Raw genomic sequence first — 19,012 nt, 5'->3', positions numbered from 1 at the left:
CCGACATGTGGCTGACACGCGCGGCCGCTGGCGGGGCCGGAATGCGGACGCAAAAAGGGGCGCGGCGATGGCCGCGCCCCGAGGCGATTCGCGAAGGTACAGCCAGTGGGGGAGAGAGGAGACGCTAGCGCTTACCAGTAGAACTGCATGCGCACTTCGGTGATGTTCGGGTTGTCGTCGACGTAGCGACGGGTGGTGCCGCCGACCCACTTGCTGCTGTCGACCTTGACGTAGTTCAGCATGAACTTGAAGTTAGAACGCCAGTACCAGTTCACGCCCAGGGTCCACGCGTCCTGCTCGCCGCCGAGCACGCCGGTGGTGGCGCCGGTGGTGACGTTGCCGCTGCCGTCGTTGAGGTCGATCGTGTCGTAGCGCAGGCCCAGCTGCCACATGCCGGCGGCGGGGTTGTCCGGCAGGCCGGTGACCGGGGTGCCGGACTTGTAGGTCCAGGTCTCGCCGGTGATGTTCCACAGGCCGCTGATGTAGCCGCCGTCGAAGTCCAGATCCGGCGCCACGCCGTAGCGCTTGACGCTGGTCTTCATGTACTCGCCCTGCAGCTTGAACGGGCCGTGCACCCACAGGCCTTCGAAGCCGGTGGTGGCGACGCGGTCGGAGCGGGTGATGTTGCCGGTGCTGACCAGGGTCTGCGAGATGTCGGCCAGCGGACGCGCGCTGAACGACACGGTGTCGCCGGTATTGAGCGCGGCGGTGCCGCCCAGGTCGGCGTCGTAGTCCACGTGCGACAGGCCGAAGTGCAGGATATTGCCGGCGTCGAGGATCGGCGCCCAGGTGCCGCGCAGGCCGAAGCCGTTGCCGTGCTTACGGTTGCGGGTCAGCTCGCGGCTGAAGTAGGTGGCGTTGACGCCCCAGTTGACGTCGCCGTAGTAGTAGCCGACGCCGACGCGGCGCGCGATGCCGAAGGTGTTGGTGATCGAGCCCTTGGCGACGAAGTCGTTGTTCTTCGTCGAGGACAGCTCTTCCATGCTGTTGGGCTGCTTGAACTGGCCGACCTGGATGAAGTGGTTGGCGTTGTTGCCGAACTTGTACTTGACGTTGGCGTCGAGGAACTTGTCGTCCTTGGCGTCGTAACCCAGCACCCACTCGAAGTTGCCCGGGCCCTTGCCCTTCAGCACCAGCTCGGCGCGACGCAGTTCGTTGTCCGAATCGGAGCCGTCCGGGGCGTCGACGTTGAGGTTCTTGAGGTCGTTGCCGTAGCTGTAGTAGTCGGCCTGGAGCAGGCCTTCGAAGCTGACTTCGGAGTTGCCGATCACGTCGAGGGCGACCTCGGCGTGCGCGGCCGGAGCGACGAGCGCGGCGAGCAGCGCGACGGACAGGGTGCTGCGGGAGAGTTTCATGGCGGGGCCCTAGGGCGTGGTTGGATGCCGCGCAGGCTAGGGTGTGAAAGTTGCGTAAATATGACAGGACTGACTTATTTCGCTGCCATGACCGCGGGATGACGGTCGCGCGGGCGATCCCGCCAGGACCCGTCAATCCGCGCAAATCAAGCGGCGACGGGCTCCGGCTCGCCCGGGGTCTTGTCCGGATAGCGGCACAGGTCGCGGATCGCGCAGTGCGGGCAGTCGGGTTTTCTTGCCTTGCAGACGTAACGTCCGTGCAGGATCAGCCAGTGGTGCGCGTCCTGCAGGTAGTCGGCCGGCACGCTCTTGAGCAGGCCGTCCTCGACCGCGCGCACGGTCTTGCCGGGCGCCAGGCCGGTGCGGTTGGCGACCCGGAAGATGTGGGTGTCGACCGCCATGGTCGGCTCGCCGAAGGCGGTGTTGAGCACCACGTTGGCGGTCTTGCGGCCGACCCCGGGCAGGGCTTCGAGTGCGGCGCGCCCGCGCGGGACCTCGCCGGCGTGCTCGGCCAGCAGGCGCTGCGACAACGCGACCACGTTGGCGGCCTTGGTGTTGTAGAGCCCGATGGTGGCGATGTAGGGCTTGAGCCCCTCGACCCCGAGCGCGACGATCGCCTGCGGCGTGTTGGCGACCGGGAACAACTTGCGGGTGGCCTTGTTGACGCCGACGTCGGTGGACTGCGCCGACAGCGCGACCGCGACCAGCAACTCGAACGGCGTGCTGTATTCGAGCTCGGTGGTAGGCGTGGGATTGAGCGCCTTGAGCCGGGCGAACATCTCTTCGGCGTCGGCCGGACTCAGACGGGCGACGCGCTTGGCGGCCTTGGGCTTGGCGGGCGCCTTCGCGCCCGCGCCGGTCTTGTTCTGGCCGGTCCCGCGTTTCGCGGCGGCTGGCGTGGACTTGCGTGCGGGGCTCACGGCTTCTGGCGCTCCGCGGCTTTGGCCTTCGCGCGCGCCAAAGCCGCCGCCGCCGCGGAGGGCAGGGCCGGACGCGCCGCCGGCGCGGCCGCCGCTGGCGCCGCGCTTTCGGACGCGGTGGCTTCCAGCGGCGTCGCCTCGATCGGCATGCGTGCGCCCGCGCGTTGCGCCGCGCGCTCCTGCGCGCGCTGCGCGAGGCGTGCGTTGCGTGCGCGATAGCGCGCGCGCGCGGCGAGCGCGGTGCGGCGCGCGTCGCGTGCGGCGATCACGTCGGCACGGCATTCCGTCGCGCAGTGCTCGCAAGGCGCGCAGTCGAGCAGGCCCAAAGCGAGCGCGCGATCGAGATCGTCGCTCGCCAGCGCGAGCGCGATCGCGTGCGTGCCCGCCGCGGTGGCGTCGGTGCAACCGCAGCGGCAGGGCGCCGCCGCGCTCACGTGCCGGAGAACACCGGCTTGCGGCGTTCCAGGAAGGCGGTCGTGCCTTCGCGCATGTCGTCGGTGGCGAACATCAGGCCGAACTGTGCGGTCTCGTATTCCAGACCTTCCTCGATGCCGCACTCGCCGCCGACCGCGACGCAGTCGAGCACGCCACGCAGCGCCAGCGGCGCCGATGCGGCCAGTTGCTCGGCGAGCTTGTAGGTCTCGGCTTCCAGTTCGGCCGCGGGCACCACCCGATTGACGATGCCCAGTTGGCGCGCGCGTTCGGCGTCGATGGGCGTGCCGACCAGGCACAGCTCCAGGGTCGCGGCGCGGCCGGCCAGGCGCAGCAGGCGCTGGGTGCCGCCGAATCCGGGAATCAGGCCCAGGTTGACTTCGGGCTGGCCGACCTTGGCGCTGTCGGCGGCGATGCGCAGGTGGCAGCCCATCGCCAGTTCCAGGCCGCCGCCGAGGGCGAAGCCGTTGACCATCGCGATCACCGGCTTGGGCATTTTCTCGATCCGGCGCATCAGCTTCTGCCCGCGCAGCGAGAAATCGCGGCCCTGGACCGGGGTCAGGCCGTTCATCTCCGAGATGTCGGCGCCGGCCACGAAGGCCTTGGGGCCGCTGCCGGTCAGGACCACGCAGCGCACCGCCGGGTCGGCGGCCGCGGCCTCGAAGGCCTGGTGCAGCGCGTCCAGGGTCTGCGCGTTCAGGGCGTTCAGCTTGTCTGGGCGGTTCACGGCGATCACGCGTACGGCGCCGCGATCGGTGGTCAGCAGGGGCGATGAGGACATATGAATAGGTGTCTGCAGGGAGGGGGTACGGGCGCCGGCGAGGAACTCCGGCGCGCCCGCGGGGTCAGAGCCCGGGATGTCAGTGGCGGTTAAGCCTTGCGGCCGCTATCCTACCCCGTCCATCTGGGGGCTTACGACCCGATGGACCTTTCTATCGGGGCGGTCTTATCCGCCCCGTGTCATTACCGGAGATTTCAACGAATGAAGTTGCGTTTGATTGCTGCCGCCGTCGCGGCCCTGGCTCTGACCGCCGGCAACGCCGTCGCGCAGGACACTTCGTCCGAGAAAGGCAAGCTTAGCTACGCGCTGGGCTACGACCTCGGCCGCAACGCCGTCGAAAGCGGCGAGCAGGTCGATGTGAACACCATCATCAAGGGCCTGCAGGACGGTTACGGCAAGAAGCAGCCGTCGGTGCCGGTCGACCAGCTGCGCACCGCCGTGCAGAACATGCAGAAGCGCCAGCAGGACAAGGCCAAGGCCGAGTGGGAAAAGGCCGCCGCCGAGAACAAGACCAAGAGCGACGCCTACCTGGCCCAGAACAAGGCCAAGGCCGGCGTGAAGACCCTGCCCAGCGGCGTGCAGTACCGCGTGATCGAAGTCGGCACCGGCGCCAAGCCGACCCAGACCAACACCGTGCAGCTGGAAGTCGCCGGTCCCTACGCCTGGGGCGAGCGTCCGGCGCAGGCGCGTCCGGCGCAGGCGATCCCGGCCATCAAGGTCAGCGAGATCGAGATGGCGGCGATGCGCGAAGTGCTGCTGCAGATGCCGACCGGTTCCAAGTGGGAAGTGACCCTGCCGCCGGCCTCCGCCTACGGCGCCGACCCGCGCACGCCGTTCCCGCCGAACGTGGCGGTGCAGTTCGAAATCAAGCTGATCAGCACCAAGTAAGCCGATCGCTGTCAGTCAAGTTGCGCCGGCCCCGCCGGCGCAACTTTTTTGAGCGGTCCACCGGCCTGGCCGGAGTACCTTATGCATCACCCGTCGGCTTCGCCGGCGGGGCGTTGAACCCGGCTTCGGCCGGTGCGATGCGGCCCCTGCGGCCGCCCTGACGGTCGCGCGAGGATGCGCGGCTTGGTGGTGTGGCGAATGAGCTTCCAATTTCGTGCGGTACTGAGCCCTTGCATCGGCGTTTGCACGCTGGATGAGCAGGGCCTGTGCGAAGGCTGTCACCGCACCACGGCCGAGATCGCGCGCTGGTCGCAGATGAACGACGACGAGCGGCTGCGGCTGATGGAGCACGTGCTGCCCGACCGCGAGTCGCGGCGCCGGTGAGCGCGTTGTCGCCGGCCACGCCACTCGACTTTCCACGCTTGCGCGAGGCGCTGTACCCCCTCGCCCGCGAGCCCGTTGGCGACGCCTGGAACCTCGAAGAACTGCACGGCCTGCTGCCCGAGACCGAACCCGCGCGCGCCGCGGTGCTGGTGGGCCTGGTCCCGCGCGCGGACGGCACCCGCGTGCTGCTCACGCGCCGCACCGATGCCCTGCGCCAGCACGGCGGCCAGGTCAGCTTCCCCGGCGGCCGCATCGAAACCGCCGACGCCGACGCGGTGGCCGCGGCGATCCGCGAAACCGGCGAGGAGATCGGCCTGGCGCCGGCGCAGATCGCGCCGCTGGGCTATCTCGACCCGCTCGCGACCATCACCGGCTATCGCGTGCTGCCGGTGGTGGCGACCATCGACCGCGAGTACGTGGCGCGGCCCGATCCGAACGAAGTCGCCGACGTATTCGAAGTGTCGCTGGCCTATCTGATGGATCCGGCCAACCTCACCACGCACACGCTGGACTACCGTGGCCGCGCCCGCCAGGTGCTGGAGTTCCGCTATCCGGACCAGCGCATCTGGGGCGCGACCGCGTCGATGCTGTTGAACCTGCGGCAACGACTGGAGGCGATCGCATGACCGACTGGACCACCCTGGTATCCGCGCAGGACCTGGCCGCGCAGTTGGGCCGCGAGGATCTGATCGTGATCGACGCGCGTTCCGGTCTGGGCGATCCCGAAGCCGGCCCCGCCGCGTATGCGCAGGCGCATATCCCGGGCGCGCGCTACGCCCACCTGGACCGCGATCTGTCCGATCACCGCAAGCGCAACGCCGGCCGCCATCCCTGGCCCGACGCCGCCGACTTCACTGCCACGCTGCAGCGCTGGGGCGTCTCGCCCGACGATCAGGTCGTGGCCTACGACCACGGCGATGGCGCCTTGGCCGCGGCGCGCCTGTGGGCGCTGCTGCGCCTGCTCGGCCACCGACGCGTGGCCGTGCTCGACGGCGGCTGGCAGCGCTGGACCGCGCTCGGTCTGCCGACCGACGCCGTGGTGCCGACGCCGCAGCCGAGCCGCTATCCGGGCAATTTCGACCAGCAGCGCCTGCTGGACGCCGATGCCGTGCGCGCGCATCTCGACGCCGGCGGCCTGCTGATCGACGCGCGCGCGGCCGAACGCTTCCGCGGCGAAGTCGAACCGCTGGACCGCGCCGCCGGCCACGTGCCCGGCGCGCGCAACCGACCGTATGCGCAGAACCTGCAGGACGGCGGTTTCAAGCCGGCCGGCGAACTCGCCGAGGGTTTCGCCGCGGTGATGGGCGACTACGCGCCGCAACAGACCGTGGTGATGTGCGGCTCCGGCGTCACCGCCTGCCATCACCTGCTGGCGATGGAACATGCCGGCCTGCCCGGCGCGGGCTTGTTCACGGGCTCGTGGAGCGGCTGGATCGACGATCCGTCGCGCCCGATCGCGACCGGCGACGCCTAAACCTCCACTGGCTTTTGTTTCGCCCTTGCTCGTCTTCCCCCTTTGAAAAAAGGGGGATTGAGGGGGATTTGCTTTGCGATTCCCGCGCAAGCGATTCGACCGCGTCTCCACGAACGCAGGGTGCGGTGAGCGAACCGCGCCATCGCCGGCTCCCGCGCCGGTGCGGTTATCACCGCACCCTACCGACTTGTCTTCCCCCTTTGAAAAAGGGGGATTGAGGGGGATTTGCTTTGCGATTCCCCACGCAAGCGATTCGACAGCATCCCCACGAAAGCAGGGTGCGGTGATAACCGCACCATCGCCGGCTCCGACTCCCGTGCCGGTGCGGTTGTCACCGCACCCTACGGGTTGCTCGGCGCTACTTACCCAACTTCGCCACCAAAGCCTGCAATGCCCCCTGCGTCGACGGCTGATACCAAGCCTCGATGAAATGCTGCAGGCGGATGTACTCGGGCTGCATCGCCTCGATCAGATCGGCGCGCGCGATGCTGCGCGTCTGCAGCATGGCCTGACGCGGCAGCGTCAGCAGCTGTTCCAGCCAGACGCGTGCGCGGGTGGCGACGTTGTCGATATCGGTCAGCTCGTCGACCAGACCCGCCTGCAAGGCCTGCTCGGCGTCCAGCATTTCGCCGGCGACCAGCAGGCGCTCGGCGCGGTAGTTGCCGACCACGCGCCGCATCAGGCGCTGGATGCCTTCCGGCGCGACCAGGCCGACCTGGGTTTCGTTGAGGCCGATCCGGAACGGGCCCGAGGCCATGACGCGGTAGTCGCAGCACAGCGCCAGCACGCAGCCGCCGGCGGGGGCGTGGCCGGCCAGCGCGGCCACCACCGGCACCGGGCTGGCGGCCAGCGCCAGCGCGGTGTCGAAGAAGGCCTGCCAGGCCGCCATCAGCGCGTGGCGGTCTTCGCCCAGCGACAGCAGATGCGGCACGTCCAGGCCGGCCGAGAACACCTTGGGCCCGCCCGCCAGCACGATGCCCTGGGCGCCGTCCGCGATCGCCTGGCCCAGCGCGGCGCGCAGGTCCTGGCATAGGCTGGGGTTGAGCGCATTGACCGGCGCGCGCGCCAGTTGCAGCTCGACGATTTCGCCGTGGGTGGTGGCGGTGACTAGGCTCATGGGGCGCTCCTGCGCGGCGATTCGGGACGGAAAGCTCAGGCGCTATCATAGGCCGATGAAGCCGCTCCTTACTCGCACCGCACTGCAGGTTCTGGCGCTGCTCGGCGCCCTGTGCCTGGCGCCGTCGGCGCAGGCGCGCGGCTGCACGGCGCGCATCGTCGACGGCTGGGTGCGCCTGCCGCCGGCGCAGATGCCGATGATGGCCGGCTTCGGCCGGATCGAGAACCGCTGCCCGACCCCGATCACCATCGTCGGCGTCAGCAGCCCGGCCTTCGGCGACTCCTCGCTGCACGAAACCCGCATCGTCGACGGCATCAGCCGCATGCGCGCGCTGCCGGAACTGCGGATCGCGCCCGACGGCAACGCCACCCTCAAACCCGGCGGCATGCACCTGATGCTGATGCAGCCGCACGCGCCGTTGAAGCCGGGCAGCAAGGTCGTGGTGGAGTTCGCGCTCAAGGGCGGCGGGGTGCTGCGCGGCGAGCTGGAAGCGCGCAAGCCTTGAGGCGATGCCGGTGCGCTGATCGCCGCCGCCCACGACGACAACACGCTCGTCTATCTCCCTTCGACAACGGATGCGGGTGCGCGTCGTCGAACCGCCGCTTCGGACACGACCGAACGCCAACGGGCTATGCCCGCTGGCAGAACGGATGACGAGGGCTTCGCCGTGCGCTGCCTGCGAGCGCCTCAGCGCCGGATCGCTTCCAGTACCGCCGCCGGCAGCGGCACCGGGCGGCCGCTGGCGCGGTCGATCCAGACCACCACCACGTGGCCGTCGCAGTACAGCGCGCTGCCGTCCTCCGAGACGATGCGGTGGCCGATGGTGAGGCTGGTGCTGCCCACGCGCTGCGTGTACAGCTCCACCGCGACCGCCGACGGGTAGGGGATCGGCAGGCGGTAGTTCAACTGCACCGCCGCCAGCAGCGGCGCATTGGTCTCGCTGACCCATTCGCCGTCCCAGCTCGCGAACCAGCGGATGCGGGTTTCCTCGAGGTAGGTCAGGAAGTTGGAGTTGTTGACGTGATTGAACGCGTCCAGGTCGCGCCAGCGCAGCTCGATCGGCATGCGGAACAGCACGGGGGCGTCGGTGTCGTGGCTCTGACTCATGCGGCGGACTTCTTCTTGCCCTTGGCGGCGGCGGGCTTGGCGGCAGCCGCCTTGCGCACGGCCTTGGCTTCGGTGCGCTTGGCCGGCGCCATGCCCAGCAACGGCGCCAGGAAGTGGCCGGTGTGCGAATGCGGCAGCGCGGCGATCTGCTCCGGCGTGCCGGTGGCGAGGATGCTGCCGCCACGGTGGCCGCCTTCCGGGCCCAGGTCGATGACCCAGTCGGCGGTCTTGATCACGTCCAGGTTGTGCTCGATCACCACCACGGTGTTGCCGTCGTCGCGCAAACGGTGCAACACCGCCAGCAGGTGCTCGATGTCGTGGAAGTGCAGGCCGGTGGTCGGCTCGTCCAGGATGTAGAGCGTGCGCCCGGTGTCGCGGCGCGAGAGTTCCTTGGACAGCTTGACGCGCTGCGCCTCGCCGCCGGACAGGGTGGTCGCGCTCTGGCCCAGCTTGATGTAGCTCAGGCCCACGTCCATCAGCGTTTCCAGCTTGCGCGAGATCGCCGGGATCGCCTCGAACAGACCCAGCGCATCCTCGACCGTCATTTCCAGCACGTCGTTGATGTTGTAGCCCTTGTAGAGGATTTCCAGAGTCTCGCGGTTGTAGCGCTTGCCGCCGCAGACGTCGCAGGGCACGTACACGTCGGGCAGGAAGTGCATCTCGACCTTGATCAGGCCGTCGCCCTGGCAGGCCTCGCAGCGGCCGCCGCGCACGTTGAAGCTGAAGCGGCCCGGCGAATAGCCGCGCGAACGCGCCTCGGGCACCTGCGCGAACAGCTCGCGCAGCGGCGTGAACAGGCCGGTGTAGGTGGCCGGGTTGGAGCGCGGCGTGCGTCCGATCGGCGACTGGTCGATGTCCACGACCTTGTCGAACAGCTCGATGTTCTCGACCGACTTGTACGGCGCCGGCGTGTGCGAGGCGCCGTTGAGTTCGTTGGCCGCGATCGCGAACAGGGTGTCGTTGATCAGGGTCGACTTGCCCGAGCCGGACACGCCGGTAACCGCGGTGAACAAGCCCGACGGAATCGTCAGGTCGACGTCCTTGAGGTTGTTGCCGGTGGCGCCGCGCAGATGCAGGCTGGTCTTGGGATTGGGCTTGTGGCGGGTCTTGGGGATCTCGATCCGGCGCTTGCCGCTGAGGTACTGGCCGGTCAGCGAGCGCGGCGCCTTGAGGATGTCCGGGAACAGGCCTTGGGCGACGATCTCGCCGCCGTGCACGCCGGCGCCGGGGCCGATGTCGACGATGTAGTCGGCCAGGCGGATCGCATCCTCGTCGTGCTCGACCACGATCACGGTGTTGCCGAGGTCGCGCAGGCGGGTCAGGGTGCCGAGCAGGCGTTCGTTGTCGCGCTGGTGCAGGCCGATCGAGGGCTCGTCGAGCACGTACATCACGCCGACCAGGCCGGCACCGATCTGGCTGGCCAGGCGGATGCGCTGGGCTTCGCCGCCGGACAGCGAGTCGGCCTTGCGTTCCAGGGTCAGGTAATCCAGGCCGACATCGACCAGGAAGCGCAGGCGGTCGGCGATTTCCTTGACGATCTTGACCGCGATCTCGCCGCGCCAGCCGGGCAGGTTGAGCGACTTGAAGAAGCTCAGCGCCTCGTCCACGGGCAGCACCACCAGTTCCGGCAGCGGGCGCTCGGCCACGAACACGTTGCGCGCGGCGCGGTTCAGGCGCGCGCCGCCGCACTCGGTGCAGGCGCGTTCGCTGATGTACTTGGCCAGTTCCTCGCGCACCGCCGCCGATTCGGTTTCGCGGTAGCGGCGCTCCAGGTTGGGCACGATGCCCTCGAAGCGGTGCTTGCGCTGGCTGCGGCCGCCGTTCTCGGTGATGTAGCTGAAATTGATCAGCTCATCGCCGCTGCCGTACAGCACGGCGTTGCGGGCCTTTTCCGACAGCGACTGCCAGGGCGCGTCGACGTCGAACTTGTAGTGCTTGGCCAGCGACTGGATCAGCTGGAAGTAGTAGGCGTTGCGGCGGTCCCAGCCGCGCACCGCGCCGGCCGACAGCGACAGCTCCGGGTGCACGACCACGCGCGAGGGATCGAAGAACTGGGCCACGCCCAGGCCGTCGCAGGTCGGGCAGGCGCCGACCGGCGAGTTGAACGAGAACAAACGCGGTTCCAGCTCCGGCAGCGAGTAGTCGCAGACCGGGCAGCTGTACTTGGACGAGAACAGCAGCGGCGCGGCCTCGGCATTGTCCAGCGACATCACCTGGGCCATGCCGTCGCCAAGCTTGAGCGCGGTCTCGAACGATTCGGCCAGGCGCTGCTTGATGTCCTCGCGCGGCTTGAAGCGGTCGATCACCGCCTCGATGGTGTGCTTCACGCGCAGCGCCAGCGGCGGCACCGCGTCGATCTCGTACAGCACGCCGTCCACGCGCACGCGCACGTAGCCCTGCGCGCGCAGCTGCTCGAAGATCTGGGCGTGCTCGCCCTTGCGCTCGCGCACCACCGGCGCCAGCAGCATGTAGCGCTGCTCCGGGTCCAGCGCGATCACCTGATCGACCATCTGGCTGACCGTCTGCGCTTCCAGCGGGTAGTGGTGGTCCGGGCAGCGCGGCGAACCCACGCGCGCGTACAGCAGGCGCAGGTAGTCGTAGATCTCGGTGATCGTGCCTACCGTCGAACGCGGGTTGTGCGAGGTCGACTTCTGCTCGATCGAGATCGCCGGCGACAGGCCTTCGATGTGATCGACATCGGGCTTCTCCATCACGCTGAGGAACTGACGGGCGTAAGCCGACAGCGACTCGACGTAACGGCGTTGGCCTTCGGCGTAGATCGTGTCGAACGCCAGCGACGACTTGCCGGAGCCGGACAGGCCGGTGATCACGATCAGCTTGTCGCGCGGAAGGTCGAGGTCGATGTTCTTGAGGTTGTGCGTCCGCGCGCCGCGGATGCGGATGAAATCCAGCGCCATCGTTTGCCTGCAATGGGGGAGGGCGCCGACGCCCGAGGCGACGGCGAACAGAAGAGCGTATCGAGTGCGGAAGATGGGGGCAAATCCGCAGAACGGAAGGGCCGCGAGAGGGGGCTGTCGCAGGCCTGATCGCGACGGTGGTTTCGTTTGCGGCGAAGCGGCGGCGGAGGCGGGTGTGCTGGATCGAGCATTGGGGAAGAGCAAATCCCCCTAGCCCGTTTTTCAAAGGGGGGATGGCTGGCTTCCTTCACTAATAGGGAAGCTCCTCCGATTCTTGAGGGCTAGCTTGTCTTCCCCCTTTGAAGAGGGGGATTGAGGGGGATTTGCTTTTCCCGCCCCCCGCCCAAAAAAACGCCGGCGCAAACAGCTCGCCGGCGAGGGCCTGGAGAGAGGCCGGTTACGTAATCGGGGGCGGCCGCTGCGGTGGCGGCCGGGTTATTTGACGAGCTTGAAGCTGATGCCGCGGCCGCTGTCGGGCCCGCCGGCTTTGGTCTCGATCGCGCCCGGGCTGACGCCGTTCACGACCAGCAGCACCTTGACCGCCTCGGCACGGGCCTTGGACAGCGCCTGCTCCTCCTCGCTGGCGCCGCCGCCGGGCGGGCCGTAGATCTCGACCCGGGTCTGCGCGGGCGCGGCCTGGATGGCCTTGGCGGCCTCGCCCAGGGCGTCCAGGCTGGTGGCGGCGATGCGCGCGCTGTCGCCTTCGAACGCGATCGGGGTCTGGTTCAGGGCCCGGACCACCTCGGCGGCGCTGGCCTGCTTGTCCAGCGCGGCCAAGGCGGCGTTGGCCGGCCCGCCGCCCACACCCTCGAACAGGCCGGTGTAGGCGTAGCCGGGGTAGAGCGCGCGCGCCTGCTCCAACAGGGCGGCGCGATCGGCTTCGGCGACCTGGCCGCTGAGCTCGATGCGCTGGCCCTGGAAGCTGACCGCGGCGCCGGGCTGCTGGAAGGCCGCGGCGAATTTGGGCAGGTTGGCCGCCCAGTCGGCCGGGCGCGCGTAGCGGTCGACGGCGAGGTCGCCGGACACCTTCTCGGCGCCGTAGGCGTGGGCGAGCGCGGCGATCACCGCCTGCTTGGCGGCCTCGCTGTCGACGTTGCCGTCGTAGCGCAGGCTGCCGTTGTTGTTGACCAGGCTGAGCTTGGCGTCGTAACGCGGCACCGGCGCCGCTTCGGCGGTCTTGGCCGTCTCGGCTTCGGTGCCGGCGGGGCCGCGGTTGCAGGCGGCCAGGCCGGCGACGCAGGCCAGCGTCAGCAACACGGCGCCGGCGCGATGCCGGCGCGGAAATGGGGTGTGGGACTGCATGCGGACTCCAGAACGGTACTAGGGGAACGACGGACCGACGCTCGCGCGCATGCGCGGCGGCTCGCGGCCCGGTAGCGGAGGGCCCGGCGTGCCGGGCCCTCCGTGTTGCATGCCGCGATCAGCGCTTGGAGGAGGCGTACTCGATCTCCACCGGGTCGGCGCATTCCTGCGTACCGTTGTTGCACAGCTTGTAGCTCATGGTACCGGTGCCGATGATCCGGAAGGTATCGGTGGTGGCGCCGTTGTTGCGCACGGTCTTGAGGATCGCGCCGTTACGGTAGATGTCGATGTTGCGCTTGCCCTTCAGCCAGGTCAGGTCCACGCGGGTGCGGTGGTTGCTGAGCGGGGTCGCCTCGGCCTCGACCGCACGCGGCCAGTTGGCGTCGGTGAAGCTCGGGTACAAGGACACGCCGGCCGAGTTGCTGAAGCCCTTGATCGTCACGTACCAGATGCCGCCCTGCGGTGCCGGGAAGAAGCAGTTCTCGTTGTTGCCCGACGAGAACGGACGGCAGTCGTAGGAGGTGTTGGTCGGCGGGGTGCCGCGCTTGACGTAGATGTCGGCGTCGCCGGTGCCGCCGTACATGGCGAACAGCAGGTTGGACGCGCCGTTGGGCACCAGCAGCTGGTAACGCACGTTGCCGCCGGCCAGCACTTCGATGCCGGTGACGGTGACGCCGTTGGACAGCTCGATGGCCGGCGGCGGTTCCGGTGCCGGCGGCGGATCGGCCGGCAGCGGTTCGGCGCCGGAGGCCACGGCCACCGCGTAACGGGCATCGACGATGCCGGCGCCGCAGGGCTTATCGTAGTTGCAGCCGGCCGGGAAGCCGCCGGAGGCGTAGGCGGTGTTCTCGAGGATCTTCTCGATCTGCGCCGGGGTCTTCGGCGTAGCGGCGGCGGCCTGCATCAGCGCGACCACGCCGGCGACGTGCGGAGACGCCATCGAGGTGCCCGCCATCCAGGCGTAGCCGTCGCCTTCCTGACCCTGCAGGCCCAGGTTCAAGGTCGAGAGGATGTTGTCGGCCGCCGGAGTGACGCCCGAACCGCCGGGCGCGGCCACGTCGACCACGGCGCCGAAGTTCGAGTAGCCGGCCAGCGTGCCGGTCGGGCCGACCGCGGACACGGTGATCACGTCGTTGCAGCTCGCCGGCGAGTAGCCGGCCGCATCGGCCGAGGAGTTGCCCGCCGCGACCACGACCGTGGTGCCGCGCGCGACCGCCGCGGTGTAGGCGGCCTGTTCGGCGACCGAACAGGCACCGCCGCCGCCGAGGCTGAGGTTGATCACTTCGGCCGGGGTGGCGTTGGCCGGCACGCCGGTGACGGTGCCGCCGGAGGCCCAGGTCACCGCATCGATGATGTCGGACTCGTAACCGCCGCACTTGCCCAGCACGCGCACCGGCTGGACCTTGGCGCCGAACGCGACGCCGGCCACGCCGACGCCGTTGTTGGTCGAGGCGGCGATGGTGCCGCTGACGTGGGTGCCGTGCCAGCTGCTGTCCTCGGGGATGCCGAAGATGTTGCATTCGCCGTCGTGCCAGTCGCCCGGATCGTTCGGATCGGCATCGCGACCGTCGCCGTCGACGCTGACATCCGTATCGATGATGAAGTCGTAACCGGCGACCAGGTTGCCGACCAGATCGGCGTGCGGGGTGATGCCGGTGTCGAGCACCGCGACGACCACGCCGTTGCCGGTGCTCAGGTCCCAAGCCGGTTCGGCATTGATGCCGCCGGGGCCGTTCTTGTAGTGCCACTGCTGCGCGTAGCCCGGATCGTTCGGAACCAGCAGCGGCTTGCGCAGACGGTCGGGTTCGACCGCGAGCACGTTGGGATCCTTCATCAGCTCGATCATCAGCGCCTTGCTGGCCGCGCTGTCGAGCTTGCGATCGGTGCGGATCAGCGCGCTGCCGGTGGCGAGCGTGCGCATCGGCGCGATGCCCAGGCCCAGCGCCTTCGACGCGCTGGCGAGTTGGGTGCCGACCTTGGCCGCGGCGACGCCCTTGGCGTTGGCCGAGCCCTTGTAAGTGATGATGAAGCGGTCGGTCAGAGCCGGCTGTTCCTTAGCCGCCTTCGCCGCCTGCGGGGACAAGGTCGAGACCTTGGTCTTGTTGGCCGTCGGCAACTTGCCGCCGGAATAGGCCGCGGGCGCGACCACGATCGCGGTGGCGATGGCCAATGCGGTCCATTTCATAGAACGTACTTTGCGAGTCATGACAAACATCCTTGATTTCGTAGCTCATGATCCCCGACGCATCCCCTGATAGCGTCGGGCGCTGGTCCGCGGCTATGGCATCTTTCCTCGCCGCGGGACTTCGGTGCGCAGGCCGCGCGTGAACGCCCGTCCGGGGCGCCGCGCAGTCGCGGTAATGGGGGAGTGGAAACGCAGGAGCACAGCCTCGCGCATCGGCGTCGCGGTGGCTGCGACGCATGCGAACGCATCGTTACGCACGTGCTGGAACGAAGCGTGAGGTGCCGCGCATGCGCAGCGGTCGCCGTCGCGGCGAGACGCGGGAAGGCTGGATGAATCCAGTCGCATGCAGAGGCCCCCTGTGTGTGGAACCGGCGATCTCCGCCGACGTCGCGCGCGCTGGCGTGCGACTCAGCATCCTTGCTGGTTCGATCCCGACGCGACCCCCTGCAGGCGCGTCCATGGCAAGCTAATTCAAGCGTTGCGATGCGCGCAAGTGGCATGCACTACGACTAAAGCAGGCACCGGTGTTGCGCGGATATGTAACGCCGCATGTAACGTGGATGCAGCCGCGGTGCTGCAAATCGAATGCGATACTGAATTCGCTACGAAAAATGCGCTCCTTCACAAACACGAACGGGCGCAAGGCAAGCGCAAGTCGCGCCGACCGCAGCGCGCGAACGCCATGTCGATAGTGTGAACTGCGTCGCTCCGCAATTGCGGCGCACTTCGCGTCGGCTTGCGTTGGCTTAGCGTTAAGCGCGCAACAGCAGCGCCAACGCGATCAGGAACAGGGCGATGAGCAGCCAGGGCAGCGCGCGGCGCGCGAACGATTTCGTCGAAGCCAATGCCGGCGTGTCGTCGGCGCGATACAGCGGCGCGGGCTCGGACGACAGCGGACCGGGCGCGGCATCGCGGATCGGATGCAGTCCGATCGACTCGGCGGCGGGTGGCGCCATGCGTGGGGCGTCCTCGCCGGACGCCGCGGACGCCTCGAATCGGTAGGGTTCGGTTTCGGTGGGTTCGTCGCCGGTCACCGCGTTGCCGCCGTGCCAGCGACCGTCCTCGCCCAGGGTGTCGACCGCCTCGGGCAGGATCGCGGCCGAGGCGCTGGCCACGGCCGCCGCCGGCAGGTCCAGGGCACGGGCGAGGGCGGCGATCTCGGCCTCGCCGAACACCCGCTCCAACTGGTCGGCGGTCAGCGGCCGGTTCGGGCCGGGGGCGATCCAGGACGCCGCCAGCTCTTCCAGGCCTTGGGCCCGGAACGCCTGAACGAAGCCCGTGGTGCCGCCGTGGGCGGGGTCGAAGATGCGGTCCAGCCAGGCCGCCAGCAGGCGCCGGGCCTGATCCGGGCTGAGGCCGTTGCGGCTTCCGATCTGGTCCAGCAGATGTTCGAACATGCGGCGATCCCCGCAGAATAGGGCGCCACGGGATCCTTGGCAGCGTGCTCACTACAACATGAGACGCGTTAAGGCCGCGACAGGCGGCCAGGGCTGGCCCCGGGAGCGCCCCGGCGGAGCGGGATAGTTGCTCTAAGCCGCTGAAGCACCTACAATTCCGCTTCTGTCCGCCCGCTATTGGGTGCGGCAGCGACCAAAATAACTACAGAGGAATACCGGTCATGTACGCAGTACTGGTCACCGGCGGTAAGCAATACCGCGTGATGCAAGGCGAAACGCTCCGCGTCGAGCTGCTCGATGTCGAAGCCGGCAGCGAGATCAAGTTTGACACCGTCCTGATGCTGGGCGATGGCGAAGGTGTGAAGCTCGGCGACGCGCTCAAGGGCGCCAGCGTCACCGCCAAGGTCGTCGGCCACGGCCGCGCCGACAAGGTGCGCATCGTCAAGTTCCGCCGTCGTAAGCACCATCGCAAGCAGATGGGCCACCGTCAGCACTACACCGAAATCGAGATCACCGGCATCGCCGGTGGCGACAACAAGTAAGGAGCAGCAGCCATGGCACACAAAAAGGGCGTAGGTTCTACCCGCAACGGCCGCGACTCCAACCCGAAGTACCTGGGCGTGAAGATCTACGGCGGCCAGGCCATCGAGGCCGGCAACATCATCGTGCGTCAGCGCGGCACCCAGTTCCATCCGGGCGCCGGCGTCGGCCTCGGCCGCGACCACACCCTGTTCGCGCTGGTCGACGGCAAGGTCGAGTTCTCGACCAAGGGTCCGAAGAAGCGTCGCACCGTCAGCGTCGTCGCCTAAGCGCGACGCGCGGTACGCGAAGGGCCCCGCTTCGGCGGGGCTTTTCGTTTCAGGGGCCGGGGCTGGGGTTTCGTAACCGCGAAAACCCGGTATCCACCCCCGCTACAATCCTGGTCTGTCCACCTTCTGCTTCACGCATCACCCCTCCCGAATCACGAATCCCGGCTCCTATGAAACTCGTCGACGAAGCAGAAATCCAAGTCATCGCCGGCAACGGCGGCAACGGCTGCATCGGCTTCCGTCGCGAGAAGTTCATCCCGCTGGGCGGGCCGGACGGCGGCGACGGCGGTGCCGGCGGCAGCGTCTGGCTGGTCGCCGACGAGAACGTCAACACCCTGGTCGATTTCCGCCATCAGAAGCAGTTCCGCGCCCAGCGCGGCGAGAACGGCATGGGCCGGCAGGCCTACGGCAAGGGCGGCGACGATCTGGTCATCGTGGTCCCGGTCGGCACCGTGGTCACCAACGTCGAGACCGACGAGGTGATCGGCGACCTGACCACCAGCGGCGACCGTCTGCTGGTCGCGCGCGGCGGCAAGGGCGGCCTGGGCAACATGCATTTCAAGAGCTCGACCAACCGCACCCCGCGCAAGGCCCTGCCGGGTCTGCCGGGCGAACAGCGCGAGCTCAAGCTGGAACTCAAGCTGCTGGCCGACGTCGGCCTGCTCGGCTTCCCGAACGCGGGCAAGAGCACCCTGATCCGCGCGGTCTCGGCGGCCACGCCCAAGGTGGCCGACTATCCGTTCACCACGCTGTATCCGAACCTGGGCGTGGTCAGCGTGGAAGCGCATCGCAGCTTCGTGATCGCCGACATTCCGGGCCTGATCGAGGGCGCCGCCGACGGCGCCGGCCTGGGCGCGCAGTTCCTGCGCCATCTGCAGCGCACGCGTCTGCTGCTGCACCTGGTCGATATCGCGCCGATGGAAGGCGGGGTGGAGGGCGTGAGCCCGGCCGAGCAGGTGCGCGCGATCGAGCGCGAACTGGCCAAGCACGATCCGGAACTGCTGGCCAAGCCGCGCTGGCTGGTGCTCAACAAGGCCGACCTGCTGCTGGAAGAAGAGCAGAAGGCCGCGGCGCAGGCGATCGTCGACGAGCTGGGCTGGAAGGACCGCTGGTATCTGGTCTCGGCGATCGGCCGCGACGGCACCTGGCCGATCATGCTGGACGTGATGGCCTTCTTCGATCGTCAGCGCGAAGAGGCGCTGGAAGCCGCGAACGCCGCCGGCGAACATGCGCCCTGAGCCGCGGGCTCGCCGTTCAATTCCGTTCCTGAGCGGCGCCCGTCGCGCGCCGAACCTGGCCGCGTGCATCGCCGGCCGCGCCGTCGCCGCGCGAGGCGACGGCGCACGACACTTCGTACTCGCTTCACGCGCGGCGCCGACGATGCGCCGCATGTCCCGGCACGCATATGGCGCGGCTTCCGTCGCGAATGTTTCCGCACGCGCGGCCGCGTGCGTCGTGAATCGCCTACCCGCGAAAAGCAAAAACCCGGCCGAAGCCGGGTTTTTGCATGCTGCTGCGGCGCAAGCCGCAGTCGCGTCGCAATCAGGCGGCGGACAGCGCCTTGATGCGGGCCGACAGGCGGCTCTTGTGGCGCGCGGCCTTGTTCTTGTGGATCAGGCCACGGGAGCTGAAGCGGTCGAGGATCGGCTGAGCGACGTCGAACGCGGACTTGGCACCGGCGGCGTCGTTCTCGCCGAGGGCCTTCAGCACCTTCTTCACGGCGGTACGCAGCATCGAACGCTGGCTGGCGTTACGGGCATTGCGGACGACCGTCTGCTTGGCGCGCTTCTTGGCGGACTTGATGTTTGCCACGGGTGGTTTCCTGGAAAATTTGGTTGAAAGCTGTGATGGAACTGGGTGCAAAAATGCAATTGCGGAAAATCAGACCCAAAAGTATGGCCGATTCAGTGACTTGCGTCAACTGGGCCGCCGCGGCGACCGGA

17 protein-coding genes and 1 pseudogene are annotated in these 19,012 nt (G+C 68.6%); 7 read left to right on the top strand and 11 right to left on the bottom strand.

Going from position 1 to position 19,012, the window contains the following annotated elements:
- Positions 1-131: 131 nt before the first annotated feature.
- From BMZ45_RS00265 to BMZ45_RS00250, 4 genes are all read right to left on the bottom strand, one after another.
- A complete protein-coding gene (locus BMZ45_RS00265) occupies positions 132-1,355 on the bottom strand; it encodes an OprO/OprP family phosphate-selective porin (protein ID WP_091631238.1) in 1,224 nt (407 codons plus the stop codon).
- Between the two features lie 146 nt (positions 1,356-1,501).
- The gene (nth, locus tag BMZ45_RS00260) at positions 1,502-2,134 is read right to left on the bottom strand and encodes an endonuclease III (RefSeq protein ID WP_091633894.1); all 633 of its coding nucleotides are present in this window, start codon (positions 2,132-2,134) and stop codon (positions 1,502-1,504) included.
- A gap of 137 nt (positions 2,135-2,271) precedes the next feature.
- Positions 2,272-2,709, bottom strand: coding sequence for a hypothetical protein (locus BMZ45_RS00255; RefSeq protein ID WP_254776492.1), 438 nt, complete (start codon positions 2,707-2,709; stop codon positions 2,272-2,274).
- Positions 2,706-3,488 carry an enoyl-CoA hydratase/isomerase family protein gene (locus tag BMZ45_RS00250; RefSeq protein WP_091631236.1) on the bottom strand — a complete coding sequence of 261 codons (783 nt, stop codon included), beginning with the start codon at positions 3,486-3,488 and terminating at the stop codon, positions 2,706-2,708. Before BMZ45_RS00250 ends, BMZ45_RS00255 begins: the two co-directional genes overlap by 4 nt.
- A gap of 201 nt (positions 3,489-3,689) precedes the next feature.
- Between BMZ45_RS00250 and BMZ45_RS00245 the strand changes: the two genes are divergently transcribed.
- From BMZ45_RS00245 to BMZ45_RS00235, 3 genes and pseudogenes are all read left to right on the top strand, one after another.
- The gene (locus tag BMZ45_RS00245) at positions 3,690-4,376 is read left to right on the top strand and encodes an FKBP-type peptidyl-prolyl cis-trans isomerase N-terminal domain-containing protein (protein ID WP_091631234.1); all 687 of its coding nucleotides are present in this window, start codon (positions 3,690-3,692) and stop codon (positions 4,374-4,376) included.
- Positions 4,377-4,550: 174 nt separating this feature from the next.
- Positions 4,551-5,386 (top strand): annotated as a pseudogene (locus BMZ45_RS22185) (DUF1289 domain-containing protein).
- Entirely contained in the window at positions 5,383-6,234 is an 852-nt protein-coding gene (locus BMZ45_RS00235; protein ID WP_091631233.1) for a sulfurtransferase, read from the top strand. Before BMZ45_RS22185 ends, BMZ45_RS00235 begins: the two are co-directional and overlap by 4 nt.
- A gap of 358 nt (positions 6,235-6,592) precedes the next feature.
- Here the strand turns inward: BMZ45_RS00235 and BMZ45_RS00230 are convergent, their stop codons facing one another.
- Positions 6,593-7,351, bottom strand: coding sequence for an enoyl-CoA hydratase/isomerase family protein (locus tag BMZ45_RS00230; protein WP_091631231.1), 759 nt, complete (start codon positions 7,349-7,351; stop codon positions 6,593-6,595).
- Between the two features lie 55 nt (positions 7,352-7,406).
- Between BMZ45_RS00230 and BMZ45_RS00225 the strand changes: the two genes are divergently transcribed.
- Positions 7,407-7,856 (top strand): copper chaperone PCu(A)C, encoded by a 450-nt coding sequence (locus BMZ45_RS00225; protein ID WP_091631229.1) that lies wholly within the window; start codon positions 7,407-7,409, stop codon positions 7,854-7,856.
- Positions 7,857-8,038: 182 nt separating this feature from the next.
- Here BMZ45_RS00225 and BMZ45_RS00220 read toward each other — a convergent pair whose 3' ends face one another.
- The 5 genes from BMZ45_RS00220 to BMZ45_RS00200 form a co-directional block, all read right to left on the bottom strand.
- Positions 8,039-8,458 carry an acyl-CoA thioesterase gene (locus BMZ45_RS00220; protein WP_091631227.1) on the bottom strand — a complete coding sequence of 140 codons (420 nt, stop codon included), beginning with the start codon at positions 8,456-8,458 and terminating at the stop codon, positions 8,039-8,041.
- Positions 8,455-11,376 (bottom strand): excinuclease ABC subunit UvrA, encoded by a 2,922-nt coding sequence (gene uvrA / locus BMZ45_RS00215; protein WP_091631225.1) that lies wholly within the window; start codon positions 11,374-11,376, stop codon positions 8,455-8,457. Before uvrA ends, BMZ45_RS00220 begins: the two co-directional genes overlap by 4 nt.
- 435 nt (positions 11,377-11,811) lie before the next feature.
- Positions 11,812-12,678, bottom strand: coding sequence for an OmpA family protein (locus BMZ45_RS00210; RefSeq protein WP_091631223.1), 867 nt, complete (start codon positions 12,676-12,678; stop codon positions 11,812-11,814).
- 118 nt (positions 12,679-12,796) lie between these two features.
- Positions 12,797-14,884 carry a S8 family peptidase gene (locus BMZ45_RS00205; RefSeq protein WP_254776491.1) on the bottom strand — a complete coding sequence of 696 codons (2,088 nt, stop codon included), beginning with the start codon at positions 14,882-14,884 and terminating at the stop codon, positions 12,797-12,799.
- Positions 14,885-15,615: 731 nt separating this feature from the next.
- Entirely contained in the window at positions 15,616-16,260 is a 645-nt protein-coding gene (locus BMZ45_RS00200; RefSeq protein WP_091631220.1) for a YidB family protein, read from the bottom strand.
- A gap of 221 nt (positions 16,261-16,481) precedes the next feature.
- Between BMZ45_RS00200 and rplU the strand changes: the two genes are divergently transcribed.
- The 3 genes from rplU to cgtA all read left to right on the top strand — a co-directional run bounded on the left by rplU (position 16,482) and on the right by cgtA (position 18,307).
- Positions 16,482-16,802: a 50S ribosomal protein L21 gene (rplU, locus tag BMZ45_RS00195; protein WP_036113830.1), complete on the top strand. Its 321-nt coding sequence runs from the start codon at positions 16,482-16,484 to the stop codon at positions 16,800-16,802.
- A gap of 12 nt (positions 16,803-16,814) precedes the next feature.
- The gene (gene rpmA, locus BMZ45_RS00190; protein WP_056175940.1) at positions 16,815-17,069 is read left to right on the top strand and encodes a 50S ribosomal protein L27; all 255 of its coding nucleotides are present in this window, start codon (positions 16,815-16,817) and stop codon (positions 17,067-17,069) included.
- 170 nt (positions 17,070-17,239) lie between these two features.
- On the top strand, positions 17,240-18,307 hold the full coding sequence (gene cgtA / locus BMZ45_RS00185; RefSeq protein ID WP_091631218.1) for an Obg family GTPase CgtA: 1,068 nt from the start codon (positions 17,240-17,242) through the stop codon (positions 18,305-18,307).
- A gap of 304 nt (positions 18,308-18,611) precedes the next feature.
- On the opposite strand, the gene rpsT is transcribed toward cgtA, so the two are convergent.
- Positions 18,612-18,881 carry a 30S ribosomal protein S20 gene (rpsT, locus tag BMZ45_RS00180; RefSeq protein ID WP_056175933.1) on the bottom strand — a complete coding sequence of 90 codons (270 nt, stop codon included), beginning with the start codon at positions 18,879-18,881 and terminating at the stop codon, positions 18,612-18,614.
- Positions 18,882-19,012 lie beyond the last annotated feature (131 nt).

It is taken from the genome of Lysobacter sp. cf310 (assembly GCF_900114355.1).
Lineage (GTDB): Bacteria > Pseudomonadota > Gammaproteobacteria > Xanthomonadales > Xanthomonadaceae > Lysobacter.
Note: the sequence above shows the minus strand (reverse complement) of the source record. Positions and strands in the feature narration are given on the sequence as shown.

Excerpts from the sequence above, each read along its gene's own strand:
- BMZ45_RS00265 (WP_091631238.1), bottom strand. The coding sequence starts at position 1,355 with ATGAAACTCTCCCGCAGCACCCTGTCCGTCGCGCTGCTCGCCGCGCTC.
- nth (WP_091633894.1), bottom strand. The coding sequence starts at position 2,134 with ATGTTCGCCCGGCTCAAGGCGCTCAATCCCACGCCTACCACCGAGCTC.
- BMZ45_RS00250 (WP_091631236.1), bottom strand. The coding sequence starts at position 3,488 with ATGTCCTCATCGCCCCTGCTGACCACCGATCGCGGCGCCGTACGCGTG.
- BMZ45_RS00245 (WP_091631234.1), top strand. The coding sequence starts at position 3,690 with ATGAAGTTGCGTTTGATTGCTGCCGCCGTCGCGGCCCTGGCTCTGACC.
- BMZ45_RS00235 (WP_091631233.1), top strand. The coding sequence starts at position 5,383 with ATGACCGACTGGACCACCCTGGTATCCGCGCAGGACCTGGCCGCGCAG.
- BMZ45_RS00230 (WP_091631231.1), bottom strand. The coding sequence starts at position 7,351 with ATGAGCCTAGTCACCGCCACCACCCACGGCGAAATCGTCGAGCTGCAA.
- BMZ45_RS00225 (WP_091631229.1), top strand. The coding sequence starts at position 7,407 with ATGAAGCCGCTCCTTACTCGCACCGCACTGCAGGTTCTGGCGCTGCTC.
- BMZ45_RS00220 (WP_091631227.1), bottom strand. The coding sequence starts at position 8,458 with ATGAGTCAGAGCCACGACACCGACGCCCCCGTGCTGTTCCGCATGCCG.
- uvrA (WP_091631225.1), bottom strand. The coding sequence starts at position 11,376 with ATGGCGCTGGATTTCATCCGCATCCGCGGCGCGCGGACGCACAACCTC.
- BMZ45_RS00210 (WP_091631223.1), bottom strand. The coding sequence starts at position 12,678 with ATGCAGTCCCACACCCCATTTCCGCGCCGGCATCGCGCCGGCGCCGTG.
- BMZ45_RS00205 (WP_254776491.1), bottom strand. The coding sequence starts at position 14,884 with ATGACTCGCAAAGTACGTTCTATGAAATGGACCGCATTGGCCATCGCC.
- BMZ45_RS00200 (WP_091631220.1), bottom strand. The coding sequence starts at position 16,260 with ATGTTCGAACATCTGCTGGACCAGATCGGAAGCCGCAACGGCCTCAGC.
- rplU (WP_036113830.1), top strand. The coding sequence starts at position 16,482 with ATGTACGCAGTACTGGTCACCGGCGGTAAGCAATACCGCGTGATGCAA.
- rpmA (WP_056175940.1), top strand. The coding sequence starts at position 16,815 with ATGGCACACAAAAAGGGCGTAGGTTCTACCCGCAACGGCCGCGACTCC.
- cgtA (WP_091631218.1), top strand. The coding sequence starts at position 17,240 with ATGAAACTCGTCGACGAAGCAGAAATCCAAGTCATCGCCGGCAACGGC.